This window comes from Moorena sp., from assembly GCF_982860115.1.
Genome location: NZ_CEYLVT010000228.1, coordinates 1 through 11,973, shown reverse-complemented (window position 1 = coordinate 11,973; position 11,973 = coordinate 1). Strand labels below are relative to the sequence as shown.

Sequence of the window (11,973 nt, the reverse complement as noted above, 5' to 3'; positions counted from 1 at the left end):
CATTACCCATTACCCATTACCCATTACCCATTACCCATTACCCATTACCCATTACTAAAAAGCCGAAACTAATCTCTATCAACATGGCTATATAATTGCTATCAGTAACTGATTAACTAGTAACTGATTTAGTAATAACCCTAGACTAAAACCTGTAAGAGAAACCCCAGAGATGATCCAAAAAGCCTGCCATTCACCGTATCCTTCTGTTTGAAGATCTAATCTAGCTAAGGCAGCAGCGGCAATCAGCACCAGAATACGGCTAGAATAATGAATCCAGCGCAGGATCATAACGCCTAGGAAAGAGCCTAAAATTACGGAAACAAAAGCTTTGGTATCAGATTTCATCCAAGTCCCGTACATTTTTCTAATCTGATACACTGGAGAAGTTATAGCTAAAGCCATCAACAAGATATAAACTGCTCCAATCAGCCAGAGCCATACCGATAGGTTAAATAAGGAAGGATGTGAGCCTGATGTAGTCTGTTTTACCGTAATCAATTCCTGACAGTCAACAGATATCATCCAGCCAAAAATACTATGGCTTAACAGAAGAATTGATAATGAAAGCCAGGGCAGTTTTTTGATTAACCACATTTTATTTAAAGAATCCCACGACTACAATGCGTGGGATTTGAGGTCATTAATCATTAGTCTTTTCTTAAGTTTTAATTGGTAATTGCTAATTGCTAATTTTTAATTGTAAATTTATAACTTACAATTAACCATTGGCTATTTGTAAATAACCAATGACTAATGACTAATCACCAATGAATTAAGACTAATGACTTAGGACTTAGGAGACATTGCTTGAATAATGTAATCGAAGAAGGGACCTGTCAGCTCAGCATCCTCATCGGTTAGGATTCCCAAAGATGCCTGTTTTAAGCAATTTATCGCTTCTGACATCCCTGCCATTGGCACACCTAGGGCATTATACATTTCTCTTGCCCCGATTATACCAATGTCTTCAATAGGTTTGAGATTACCAGCAAGTACACCATAGGTGACCAAGCGCAAGTACCAACCATAGTCCCGTAAACACTGATTTCGTTCACGTTGACCATAGGCATTGCCTCCTGGTGCTATGAAGTCAGGGCGTTTCTGCCAGAGCTGACTACTGGCTTGTTGTACAATCTTTTTTTCATTTTCCGACAGGGTGGCAGCAATGCCCAATCGCTGCTCACCGGTTTGCAAAAAATCATTGATACTTTTGAGTTCACCAGAGCTGAGGTATCTCAGCTCGTCATCGGCATTGAGAATGGCTTGACTAACTACACTCATCTTATTTGTTTATGGAGTTTTTTATTGAGTTACTCAGGCAATTCATCCCCTGCTAAATTAAAGATTTTAGCTCGGGACTTGTTGCCAGAACTGTTAATTAGTAGTTTACCGACTTTGGGTGACACAACGGAAGGGCATTGGGCATAATATCAACAAATCGAGCAAAACCGATGCATGGTTGCTGCCATCGATAGTCTCTTTCCCCTCTTTCCCAATCCAAAACATGCCCTCGAAGCATCCGTTGCTCCCTCTTGCCATCTGTAGCTGGCAATAAAACAAAACTATCAGGATTTACGCAAAAACGGTATAAGTACTAGGGTAACTTAATAATACACCCTACAGGTAGCGAAGGGTGCGCCAACCTGAAGTGGTTTCTACCATAAGCGATGGACTTCGTCCCGCTTTCAGCGAACGCATCCGATATCCCTACTACTTAATCCCTTTGCTAGATGATGCCAATTATGATAACTAATGAGTCCAGACCTGAGTGTTGGCAACAAGGTCAACTGATTGAGGTCATGATTACAGACCTCAGTGATAGTGGTGATGGCGTTGGACGGCTAGGAAATCGGGTGGTTTTTGTTCCGGATACTGTCACAGGGGATAAAGCTTTGGTGCGCCTGATTCGGGTCAAACCTAACTATGCCACTGGTAAGTTACACCAACTGTTGGTGGAATCTCCTAATCGTGTTCATCCCAGATGTATCGTGGCGGATAAGTGTGGTGGTTGCCAATGGCAGCATGTGAGCTGGGACTATCAGCAGTTGGCGAAGCAAAATCAGGTGATTGAAGCCCTCAAACGCATTGGTGGATTTAGCGAACCCGCCGTAGCACCAATCTTAACCACAGATTCTCCCTTGGGCTATCGAAACAAAGCTACCTATCCCCTTAAACGCTCAGCAAAGGGTTCAGTTCAAGCGGGTTATTACCAAAAAGGTAGCCACCAGCTGATTAATCTTAATCAATGCCCCGTGCAAGACCAGCGGTTGAATCCCCTGCTAGGGGAAATTAAGCAGGATATTGAGCAATTGGGGTGGTCGATATACAACGAAAGCCGCCACCAAGGACGATTGCGTCACCTTTCGTTACAGATTGGAAAACAGACTGGCGAGATGTTGCTGACCTTGGTCACAACAGATCTGAATTTAAAAGACTTGGATGTTCAAGGGCAAACTTGGCTAAATCGTTATCCCCAACTGGTTGGTGTTTGTGTGAATCATAACCCCCAACGCAGTAATGTCATTTTTGGTTCCCAAACCTATTGTGTTGCCGGTCAGCCATACTTGAGGGAAAACTTTGCTGGTCTTGAGTTGCGGCTGCGACCAGATACGTTTTTCCAAGTTAATACTGAAGCGGCTGACATTTTGTTAAACCTAATCATTAAACAGCTAGCCCTGAAGGGGGATGAATGTGTAGTTGATGCTTATTGTGGCATTGGTACATTTACTTTACCCCTTGCTCAACAGGTAAGCCAAGTTATCGGTATGGAGGTGCAAGCCGCATCAGTAGAACAAGCTGAGCAGAATGCCTTGATCAATGGGATCACTAATGTGAAATTTCAGGCGGGATCAGTCGAGCAGTTACTGCCCCATTTGACTATAGCCCCAGATATTGTAATACTTGACCCACCCCGTAAGGGATGTTCTCCGGCAGTCATTGACATGCTTAGGGAAGTGGCACCAAAACGGATCGTTTATATCAGCTGTAAGCCAGCTACCCTAGCACGAGACCTCAAACTCCTTTGCCTGAACGGTAACTATCAGTTAACCCACATCCAACCTGCTGACTTCTTTCCTCAAACCTCTCATGTTGAATGTGCTGCTTTTCTAGAGCACTGATATCGGCCTTGCCCAATTGTGGAACACTCAATGTCCTAATCTCAATGGGTAGTGCTATATATAGTTTCTTTATGTATAGTCCCTATATATAGTCTCAATTATCTACATCAATTATTTACCTATTTTACTGGTATTTCATGAGGAAATTACCCAGAAGGGTCTGGTCTGGTCGAAAATTTTCTGATACTATAGACGTAGGGAATCAGAAACAAACAAGGTTATGCGATATGAGTAACGCTAAATTAGCATAGCGCTATTTAGGCATTTTTGCCATTGAGCTGATCTGCTATTGAGCTGATAGGTACAGCAGCAACAATAAACTTATTGAAATAATCAACATAATAATTAACCATGGAGAGGTTGTAGTTTAGCTATGCCACCAGAAATCTTTATTTCTGAATATATAAGCCAACCTCAAGAAATCGAGAGTTCCTAGTCCGGTGCTCCCTGAGCATGATTCTGTCGTGTTCAGATTTAACCCGATCAATATCAGGCATCTAGCCTCCTATTATATCAAGTCCACCAAAAAAAAGCTAGGGGTTTCTTGAGTGATTGCCACATCTTTGAGTCCGGCTGAGTGCGGTTGGGAAACGGTTAGCTTTGCTTCTACCCTTTACCTTTGCCCGATCTTAGATTTGCTTCTTGAACAAATTCCCAATAAATGGCAACCGGAACTCCGGCTGGGATTACAAGAAGCATTAGTGAATGCAGCAAAGCACGGTAATAATTTAGACCCAAGTAAGACCGTAGAGGTTCAATTTTCAGTAGTCAATGGTGAATATTGGTGGGTAATTTCAGATGAAGGGTCTGGTTTTCCCAATTGTGATGACCAAGAGACTCCCGATGTTAGCCTACCCTGCGATGAATCAGAAAGCGGTAGAGGCATGAGCCTGCTTCACCAAATTTTCGATAAAGTCCTCTGGAACAACCAGGGCACAGAAATTAGGCTTTGTAAACAAGTTAATCACCCTTCTAAGCGCCCCCTATTTTCTTAAGCACCTATTTTACTTAGGGTTTCGTTACTTAGGGTTTCGTGTCCCATGAGTTGGACATGGTGGAGCTGAAATAGAGCGGTCTAGCCATCCAGATGCTTGGCGCAACCGTTCAAGGGCTTCTTCTGGATGTTCATTGAGCAGAAATACCAAAGCAGCAGCAGCTTGCTCACTAGCTCGGGCAGAGCGATTAGACTTTAGGCGATGCCAATCATTGGGCCTGATCGCCAGACGCTCTGCTAAGGCTTGAGCCAATTCCAGAGTGGTAGGTTCCATCTTAGCATCAGTTTTGGGGAATTGGATGGATTCAGGCATTGTTTTTTAAGTGCTGAGTGGGGGAGTGTGTAAGTGGTTACCAACTCAAGACTATTTTAACTTAGGATTTACGATTGCTATATGCCTCCAGAATCGTTTCAATCATCTTATCGTAATTCAGGAAAAAATAGACAGGATCAACAAGATGTGAATGAGTTTGAAGAGGAATTGGCAGAAATAGAGCGATCGCTTAATACTCTCAAGAAACGTTATACTCAGGTTGAGCAGGATCAGCGACAGCAAGCTCAACTCCAGGAGCGTCGAGAGCAAATTAGGAAAGATTTGCGCAAGACTAAACGTAATCATACTAATAGTAATCGACAAGCCCTCAAGGCTGAGTTAAGGCAAATCCAAGAACAACTGGAAGTCCTGGAGCTGAATTTAGAGAGTCAGTTGTTTTCTTGGCATAGTCTACGGGAACCGTTTTGGCATGGGGTGCGGTTTGGGGGATTGGGGTTGGTGATTGGTTGGATACTTAGGTCTTGTGTGAGTTAGTCACTTGTTGACAGTTGTTCTTGTGCGCGTGACAGCTCCTACACTGACCTTGCAGGTTCAGTGTAGGCTTCCCAGCCAATCCGGGTATCCCTTAGGAGGCGCTGGGCTTTAAGAACGGACTGCCCTTCCGCTCTGTTTTTAATATTTATTGCTGCATTATGATCTCTGTCCAAACTGCAACCGCAGTGAGGACAATCATGCCACCGAACGTGCAGCTTTTTAGGGACTTTTTTGCCACAACTGGAACAATTCTGTGAAGTATTCTGAGCACTTACTGGAATCGCTAACAAGCCAGCATTTGCGGCTTTGCTTGCCAGGATTGTCAGGAAGCTAGACCACCCAGCGTCCAATACAGATTTAGCCAATCGGGTTTTAGCCAGTCCCTTGACGTTTAACTTTTCGTGAGCAATCACGTCATATTTTGACAGCAAATAAATGGCGGTCTTAAAGTGGAAGTCTTTCCGTTTGTCCGCTACTTTCTTATGCTGCCTCCCGAGTTGCTTAACAGCTTTAAATCTATTCTTTCCTCCTTTTTTTCGTCGAGATACTCTCTTCTGGATGACTTTTAGCCTTTTCTGAGACCGTCGATAATATTGAGGAATTCCTACCCTCTCCCCTTCGGAAGTGGTCAAGAATTCTTTAAGACCGACATCGATACCTACTATTGAGTCAGGATTAATATCAGATTTAACTTCAGGGACAGTCTTATCCTCAAGGGACAAAACAAGATAAAAATTATCGCACTTTTTAGTGATGGAAGCTGTTTTAATCTTGAACCCATCAGGGATAGGGCGATGTAAAACAATCTTGACCTTCCCTATTTTAGGTAAATCAATTAGATCTCCTTGTAAGCACCCTTCCTTCATCTGAGGGTAAGTAAAAGTGCGATAACGATGCCTTTTCTTGAATCTTGGCCTACCGCTTCTGTTTCCGTTTTTATCTCCTTTTATGAATCTATCAAAAGCCAATTTAACCCTCTTTACGACATCCTGAAGTACCTGTGAATGGATCTCCTTGTACCAGGGATGAGTCTTTTTCAGAACTGGTAAGGTCTTTTTTTGACTGTAGTAATCTGGATTATCTCTTAGCTCGGGCAAATGACAGACAAGAGGACAGGCATTAATAGAGCAACGATTCGCCTCGTACCAATTAAATCGATCCGCCAGTAAGTAGTTGTATTGAGCACAAAGCATCGACAGCCAGCTATCTATGACTACCTTTTGTTTCTTTGATGGTCGCAACCTATACTGGTAGGCGATTATCACGATGTATTTTTATCAGTTTATGCTATTAGTGTAACACTGACTTAGAGAAGGTGTCAACAGTTCCATGAAGAAAAAGTTTGCCACAAAAGGAAGATCCGTAAGTGACCTCAAAGCACACTTGGTTTTGACAACAAAATATCGCCGAAAAGTATTTACTGACGGCATGTTGCAGGAATTGCACGATATCTTTGCTGATCTATTAGAAAAATGGGATGGTGATCTGGTGGAATTCAATGGAGAGTCGGATCACGTCCATCTCCTATTTCAATACCATCCAGACATTCAGCTCAGTAATTTGGTTAATAACTTAAAGTCAGTTAGCTCTCGAAAGCTTAGACAGCAATTCAATGATGTCTTGAGTCGCTTATATAGCAAAAACGTCGTATGGAATAGTTCTTATTTTGTAGCTAGCTGTGGTGGAGTTACTATAACGCAGCTTAAGAAGTACATAGAGAACCAGGAAAGGCCAAAGGAATAGCCATCCGCGATTCATCCCACACTCATGCTGCGCATTGAGATGTGGGGCTTCTCGCGGGTTCAGCTAAAGCTTAATTCCCAATCCTCGAATCGAATAATCCAATAACTCGATCGGATGCATTAAGGTAATGTCTTTTCCTTGCAGCTGCAAATGCTTCTTGATCTGCAATGAACAGCCTGGATTAGGGGAAGCAATCAATTCTGCGCCAGTGTTCAATAAATTATTCACCTTCTGCTGTCCCAACTCATCGGCGACTTCCGGTTGGAGCATGTTGTAAACTCCAGCACTACCGCAACACAAGGCGGCATCTATTGGTTCCCGTAAAGTCACTCCTGGAATTTGCCGCAATAACTGTCGCGGTTGTACACTAATCTTCTGTCCATGTAATAGGTGACAAGCATCCTGATAGACAATAGTCAATGGCTCATCCCTAAGCGGTGAAAGGGTTGCAGTTAGTCCTGCACTAACTAGAAACTCTTGGGCATCCTTGACCTTACCCGCAAATTCGTGAGCTTTTTGGGCATACTCGGGGTCATCTTCCAGGATGTGACCATACTCCTTCAAGGTATGACCGCAGCCAGCAGCATTAATAATGATGGCATCAACGTCTGTGCCCTCAAAGCTATCTATCATCTGTCGTGCCAAGGCTTGAGCTTGCTGTGTTTGTCCTTGGTGTTCTGGCAAAGCGGCACAACAGCCCTGGGTTTTGGGAATCACCACTTCACAGCCATTGGCGGTCAACACCCGCACCGTTGCTTCATTCACTGGGGAGAAAAACAACCGTTGCACACAGCCAAGTATTACTCCTACCCGGTAACGCTTCTTGCCCACAGAGGGAATAACATCGGGTAAATTATCCCGAAACGAATCTAGAGTAACTTTTGGTAGCATTGACTCCATGGCTGCTAAGCGAGGAGATAGCAGTTTGAGCCAATTCGTAGAGCGCACTAGTTTCTGCACGCCCAAGGTCTGGTAGAGATATAAAGGAAACAATAATGAACGCAATCGCCCCGGATAGGGAAACAACCTAAAAATTAGCTGTCTAAACATCCAATCTGGAAAACTACGAGGCTGATTTCGCTGAACTTGATGACGAGTGGCGGAGATTAGCTTATCGTACTGAACCCCAGACGGACAAGTTGTCACACAAGCTAAACATCCTAAACAAGAATCGAAATGTTGTGTACTCCCTTCGGCCAGGGGAGCTTCCCCTTGACTAATGGCATTCATTAAATATATCCGACCCCGAGGGGAATCCATCTCTTTGCCAAGCACCCGGTAACTTGGACAGGTGGAAAGACAAAAGCCACAATGAACGCAGGCATCAATCAATTCCTGCTTGGGCGGTTTTTGAGCATCAAAACCATTTTGCTTATTAGTGGTTAGTTCTTGGATATTGGTCATTTTTAAAGGTTTAAATGTTGTTCGCGTAGCGTGGCCGAAAGGCCAAGGTTGGAATGTTGAAGGTTGGAATGTTTAAGGTTGGAATGTTTAAGGTTGGAATGTTTAAGGTTGAAGGTTTAAGGTTGTAAGGTTTAAGGTTGGAATGTTGAAGGTTGGAAGATTTAAGGTTGTAAGGTTTAAGGTTGGAAGGTTTAAGGTTGAATTTAAGGTTGGAAGGTTTAAGGTTGACTATTGAATGGTAATTGGTTAAATGCTAATTGCTAATTGATGATTGATATAGCATTATGATAGTTCTCATATACTTTAAAATTATTTTTTTTATGCCGACTCCCGACTCCCGACTCCCGACTCCCGACTCCCGACTCCCTAAAACCGCTCAATCAAATTCCTCCAACAAATCTGCCAGGACTTAAAACATTTTCTGGATCAAACTTTCGTTTAAGTCCACGCATTACTTCTAATCCATTACCTTGATATCCCCAAATATCTAACTCCTGTTTCAAGGTTATCGGAGCTTCTAATACTGTTAGAAATCCTTGTTCAGATTGACAATAACTGCGCATAGTTTGAATCACGTCTAAACTGACTGCTTCGGAGTCAAACCACACTTTACCTAAGCCACTTCTAACATGAATCACTCCCAATCCTCCTAACTTTTCTAAGGTGTTCAATGTTTTAGCAGCAGCAGTTGGTAATACTCCTATTTTGCAGACAATTTTTGAAGATTGTCGCGATTTCCTAATTGAGTTTGCCAATGATTCCCATAGACTCGTGTCATCCTCGTTATTATAAAAACTATTCCGTAACCCTAACTGTTCTGCAATTGACTGTATTTGAGCACATTGCTCTTTAACACTGTCTGCTACACTTTGGAACCTTACCATCAATCCCATGTCCTGACCAATCCCTAATTCTGTGACTAACTTAGGGGATAATAAATCTAGTGCTGTGGGAGTTAAGGCTGAGGCTAATACTGTTGTTACAGCTGATGCAATTCCATCCATTTCACCTGTCAACACCATACTTGCTGATGCTTCTGGTATTGGATATAGCCGAAAGGTTGCCTGAGTGATAATTCCCAGGGTGCCATAGGAGCCAGTAAATAGCTTCATCAAATCATATCCAGCAACATTCTTTACCACTCGACCCCCGGCTTTAGCGATGTTTCCATCACTGCGGACAAAGGAAATCCCGAGCAACATATCCCGAACCCCTCCATAGCGTTGACGTAGGGATCCGCTGTCTGCGGTAGCAATAATACCTCCAATGGTCGCTTCTTGGGGATAAGCTGGATCTAATGCTAAAAATTGACCGGTTTTTTCTAAAATAGCTTGTAAGTCAGCTATTTTAACTCCGGCTTCTACGGTAACTGTCAAGTCTCCTACGGCGTGGTCAATGATTTGGTTGAGCTGCTTGGTACTTACTACCACATCAATGTCTTTACCGATATCTCCCCAGCCTAATTTACTGCCGTTACCACAGGGGAGGAGATGATAATGTTGGGAATGAGCTAGACCTATGACTTGGGCTAGTTGCTCGGGTGTGCTAGGGTAAACGATAGCTTTGGGAAGGGTGTCGGGAGCAATGGCTGGTTTGATTCGCTCTTGCCAGCTTGGGTCTAGGTTTTCCCAGGTGTAGATATTGGAATTTCCGACAATTGGTTCTAGGGTTGAAGCGATCGCATTCATAGAAGTTGATGGGGTTTGTTGATCAGATTGTGGGATAATCCATATAGTAATCGTAATGGATTGGTGAACAAAAACAGGTCATTATCGTCTTTCCTATTACCCCATCACTCTGTATTAGAGGTCTCACGGGGTGACAACAAAGCTCAAACCTAGATAGGTGGCACGGTTAATGGTTTTAGGTATTGGGGAAAATGAGCGCATCGGTGTCATTTGTATTTCCCAGCAATTGAAGCAATTTTCACCATACAACGTCAATGATAGTTTTAATCAATCCATCCCGCTTGACAATTTTACCTAACACCTAACCCCTAAAACCTAACCCCTGTAAGATTTTCAATTAGCTTGTCACCCCCTGAGATTAGAGGTAAAAATAGGACAGCAAACCTTTGATTAAGAGAAAGTGGAAATGTCTGTCAATTATGCTGATTCCTATTGGAAATATCTCGAAAGTACTGGTCTGACTCTGGATTCAGAGATTTTATCTACTGTAGAGACCAGTATTGAAGGTACGTCTTGGGATAATCCGACTTCTGCTATAGAATTGAACAACTGTGCTGTAGTAGCATTAATTGAAGCTGAGCAATGTGAAAATTCATCTCTACGTGCGATGTATCTGGAGATGGCTTTTGACGCTTTGAATCAGGGAATTGAGTTATCTGGTCATCCCCTGTGTGCTGCTCATTTAGCTCTAGTTTTCGCCATGACTGGAGAAATGGAGCAGGGGATACAAACAGCATTTCCAACCTTAATTAATACCTTACATCCCGCTGATATTAATGAGCAATCCATTCCTCTAGGACTAGTTTATCTACCTCCTGGAAATGGCTTTACAGGTAATCGGTATGAGCAATTGGCTCACATTCTAGATGCTGAGGATGGCTACGCTCAATCAATTTTTTTGTTAAGTGAGGTTTTATGTCGCTCACAATTGGTATTTTATAATGCTACGGGATTGCGATTTCTCCATCTTGCTGTTCAACTATTCTCAGATTCCCCGTCTATTCATTTAAAGTTGGGAATTGCTAGCCTGGTCAATAGTCAATGGGAAGGATTATTTAATTTACACCAGGCTAAAAATTTTGCTCCTTATTCGGCTAGGATTATACAATCCCTATACCTGGCTTATCGAGATTTAGGACAGAGAGATTTAGCCAAGTATTGGCGAGATATTGGGCTAGCTAGGGCTGGCGAGATTAGGGACGAAAATTCGGATTTAATCGGGTTTGAATGGACTGAATTGGAGCTTGAAAGTCCATTTACTTATGTGACCTTTGAAGAGCAGTTACTATTAGCAGTTGAGCCAAGTCTCCGGAGTTTGGTGACAAGTGTATTAATTGCTCAAGGAGACTGGTTTGAAAAAGAAATGGAGTTTTGGCGCAACTGGCTCCAACCTGGGATGACTGTTATTGATGTTGGTGCTAATGCGGGAGTCTACACTTTTAGTGCTGCTTTACGAGTAGGACCAGAAGGGTGTGTGCTAGCGGTTGAACCGTTTTCTGGTTGTGTTCGTTGTTTAGAAGAAACCTGTACTATTAATCAGTTAGACTGGGTGAAAGTGTGTGCAGGAGCAGCTAGCGATCGCAATGGTACGGCTCAACTTGCTCTTCATGGTGCTAGTGAACTTAATGAAATTGTTTCTAGTGATGAACAAGCAACTGTAAAATCTGGTAATTTTGAGGAAGTTTCCTGCTTTACTCTAGATAGCTTGATTGAGCAAGAAGCTATTAGCAGGGTTGATTTGTTGAAAATTGATGCAGAAGGTCATGAACTGCAAGTTTTAGCAGGCAGCAATAGAATTTTAACGGAATTTAGCCCAACGATACTGTATGAAAATATTGCAGGGAGTCGGGGGAGTAACCTAGCTGTTGCTGATTTTCTCAGAGATAAAGGCTATCAACTGTTTCAATATCAGCCTTACCTAGGGCAACTAATTCCGATAAATTCTAGGGAGGATTTACAAGGAAGACTCAATATTATTGCGTTGCGTGACATACTCCCACACTGAATCGTAGATTACAGTGTGGGCTTCTTTCCAACTCCACCTACTGGTTCGGATACTCGGAAAGCTTTACTACCGACGGGATGCCCCACCGCCAACTTCAAAATGTTGATTGCCGCATTCACATCACGATCTTCGATGTACCCACAAGAAGGACAAGAACCCACATTCCGCAGGTTCATCAGCAAAGGAGATAATATTTACGACAAGGAGCA

General features: G+C 42.9%; 14 protein-coding genes and 1 pseudogene. 6 read left to right on the top strand and 9 right to left on the bottom strand.

Annotated features, from left to right (window positions below; genetic code table 11):
• Positions 1-87: 87 nt before the first annotated feature.
• The 3 genes from AC4II3_RS26930 to AC4II3_RS26920 form a co-directional block, all read right to left on the bottom strand.
• Positions 88-525 carry a hypothetical protein gene (locus tag AC4II3_RS26930; RefSeq protein WP_488014472.1) on the bottom strand — a complete coding sequence of 146 codons (438 nt, stop codon included), beginning with the start codon at positions 523-525 and terminating at the stop codon, positions 88-90.
• A 264-nt stretch (positions 526-789) separates the two neighbouring features.
• On the bottom strand, positions 790-1,284 hold the full coding sequence (locus AC4II3_RS26925; RefSeq protein ID WP_488014470.1) for an allophycocyanin: 495 nt from the start codon (positions 1,282-1,284) through the stop codon (positions 790-792).
• Positions 1,285-1,381: 97 nt separating this feature from the next.
• Positions 1,382-1,555, bottom strand: coding sequence for a hypothetical protein (locus tag AC4II3_RS26920; RefSeq protein ID WP_488014468.1), 174 nt, complete (start codon positions 1,553-1,555; stop codon positions 1,382-1,384).
• 181 nt (positions 1,556-1,736) lie between these two features.
• Between AC4II3_RS26920 and rlmD the strand changes: the two genes are divergently transcribed.
• Together rlmD and AC4II3_RS26910 are read left to right on the top strand one after the other, a co-directional pair.
• Positions 1,737-3,122 (top strand): 23S rRNA (uracil(1939)-C(5))-methyltransferase RlmD, encoded by a 1,386-nt coding sequence (gene rlmD, locus AC4II3_RS26915; RefSeq protein WP_488014474.1) that lies wholly within the window; start codon positions 1,737-1,739, stop codon positions 3,120-3,122.
• A gap of 548 nt (positions 3,123-3,670) precedes the next feature.
• The gene (locus tag AC4II3_RS26910; RefSeq protein ID WP_488014466.1) at positions 3,671-4,117 is read left to right on the top strand and encodes an ATP-binding protein; all 447 of its coding nucleotides are present in this window, start codon (positions 3,671-3,673) and stop codon (positions 4,115-4,117) included.
• A 24-nt stretch (positions 4,118-4,141) separates the two neighbouring features.
• On the opposite strand, the gene AC4II3_RS26905 is transcribed toward AC4II3_RS26910, so the two are convergent.
• Positions 4,142-4,429: a DUF6439 family protein gene (locus AC4II3_RS26905; RefSeq protein WP_488014464.1), complete on the bottom strand. Its 288-nt coding sequence runs from the start codon at positions 4,427-4,429 to the stop codon at positions 4,142-4,144.
• Between the two features lie 81 nt (positions 4,430-4,510).
• Here AC4II3_RS26905 and AC4II3_RS26900 point away from each other — a divergent pair, with 81 nt between their 5' ends.
• Positions 4,511-4,924: a sll0565 family protein gene (locus AC4II3_RS26900; RefSeq protein WP_488014462.1), complete on the top strand. Its 414-nt coding sequence runs from the start codon at positions 4,511-4,513 to the stop codon at positions 4,922-4,924.
• 38 nt (positions 4,925-4,962) lie between these two features.
• Here the strand turns inward: AC4II3_RS26900 and AC4II3_RS26895 are convergent, their stop codons facing one another.
• Positions 4,963-6,189 (bottom strand): RNA-guided endonuclease InsQ/TnpB family protein, encoded by a 1,227-nt coding sequence (locus AC4II3_RS26895; RefSeq protein ID WP_488014460.1) that lies wholly within the window; start codon positions 6,187-6,189, stop codon positions 4,963-4,965.
• Between the two features lie 64 nt (positions 6,190-6,253).
• Here AC4II3_RS26895 and tnpA point away from each other — a divergent pair, with 64 nt between their 5' ends.
• Positions 6,254-6,667: an IS200/IS605 family transposase gene (gene tnpA / locus AC4II3_RS26890; protein WP_488014458.1), complete on the top strand. Its 414-nt coding sequence runs from the start codon at positions 6,254-6,256 to the stop codon at positions 6,665-6,667.
• Positions 6,668-6,730: 63 nt separating this feature from the next.
• On the opposite strand, the gene AC4II3_RS26885 is transcribed toward tnpA, so the two are convergent.
• Complete coding sequence (locus tag AC4II3_RS26885) at positions 6,731-8,071, bottom strand: (Fe-S)-binding protein (RefSeq protein ID WP_488014456.1); 1,341 nt, start codon at positions 8,069-8,071, stop codon at positions 6,731-6,733.
• 2 nt (positions 8,072-8,073) lie between these two features.
• Positions 8,074-8,175 (bottom strand): annotated as a pseudogene (locus tag AC4II3_RS26880) (hypothetical protein); the annotation flags it as partial.
• A gap of 180 nt (positions 8,176-8,355) precedes the next feature.
• On the opposite strand from AC4II3_RS26880, the gene AC4II3_RS26875 reads away from it, so the two are divergent.
• Positions 8,356-8,484, top strand: coding sequence for a hypothetical protein (locus AC4II3_RS26875; protein WP_488014454.1), 129 nt, complete (start codon positions 8,356-8,358; stop codon positions 8,482-8,484).
• On the opposite strand, the gene AC4II3_RS26870 is transcribed toward AC4II3_RS26875, so the two are convergent.
• Entirely contained in the window at positions 8,452-9,759 is a 1,308-nt protein-coding gene (locus AC4II3_RS26870) for an FAD-binding oxidoreductase (protein WP_488014452.1), read from the bottom strand. The genes AC4II3_RS26875 and AC4II3_RS26870 overlap by 33 nt on opposite strands.
• A gap of 406 nt (positions 9,760-10,165) precedes the next feature.
• Between AC4II3_RS26870 and AC4II3_RS26865 the strand changes: the two genes are divergently transcribed.
• Complete coding sequence (locus AC4II3_RS26865) at positions 10,166-11,764, top strand: FkbM family methyltransferase (RefSeq protein ID WP_488017332.1); 1,599 nt, start codon at positions 10,166-10,168, stop codon at positions 11,762-11,764.
• An 8-nt stretch (positions 11,765-11,772) separates the two neighbouring features.
• On the opposite strand, the gene AC4II3_RS26860 is transcribed toward AC4II3_RS26865, so the two are convergent.
• Positions 11,773-11,940 (bottom strand): zinc ribbon domain-containing protein, encoded by a 168-nt coding sequence (locus tag AC4II3_RS26860; RefSeq protein WP_488017330.1) that lies wholly within the window; start codon positions 11,938-11,940, stop codon positions 11,773-11,775.
• Positions 11,941-11,973 lie beyond the last annotated feature (33 nt).

What these genes read in the sequence shown, in the direction of transcription:
- tnpA (WP_488014458.1), top strand. Translation starts at nt 6,254, where the DNA reads ATGAAGAAAAAGTTTGCCACAAAAGGAAGATCCGTAAGTGACCTCAAA.
- AC4II3_RS26860 (WP_488017330.1), bottom strand. Translation starts at nt 11,940, where the DNA reads ATGAACCTGCGGAATGTGGGTTCTTGTCCTTCTTGTGGGTACATCGAA.
- AC4II3_RS26870 (WP_488014452.1), bottom strand. Translation starts at nt 9,759, where the DNA reads ATGAATGCGATCGCTTCAACCCTAGAACCAATTGTCGGAAATTCCAAT.
- AC4II3_RS26875 (WP_488014454.1), top strand. Translation starts at nt 8,356, where the DNA reads ATGATAGTTCTCATATACTTTAAAATTATTTTTTTTATGCCGACTCCC.
- AC4II3_RS26905 (WP_488014464.1), bottom strand. Translation starts at nt 4,429, where the DNA reads ATGCCTGAATCCATCCAATTCCCCAAAACTGATGCTAAGATGGAACCT.
- AC4II3_RS26925 (WP_488014470.1), bottom strand. Translation starts at nt 1,284, where the DNA reads ATGAGTGTAGTTAGTCAAGCCATTCTCAATGCCGATGACGAGCTGAGA.
- AC4II3_RS26900 (WP_488014462.1), top strand. Translation starts at nt 4,511, where the DNA reads ATGCCTCCAGAATCGTTTCAATCATCTTATCGTAATTCAGGAAAAAAT.
- AC4II3_RS26865 (WP_488017332.1), top strand. Translation starts at nt 10,166, where the DNA reads ATGTCTGTCAATTATGCTGATTCCTATTGGAAATATCTCGAAAGTACT.
- rlmD (WP_488014474.1), top strand. Translation starts at nt 1,737, where the DNA reads ATGCCAATTATGATAACTAATGAGTCCAGACCTGAGTGTTGGCAACAA.
- AC4II3_RS26885 (WP_488014456.1), bottom strand. Translation starts at nt 8,071, where the DNA reads ATGACCAATATCCAAGAACTAACCACTAATAAGCAAAATGGTTTTGAT.
- AC4II3_RS26930 (WP_488014472.1), bottom strand. Translation starts at nt 525, where the DNA reads ATGATATCTGTTGACTGTCAGGAATTGATTACGGTAAAACAGACTACA.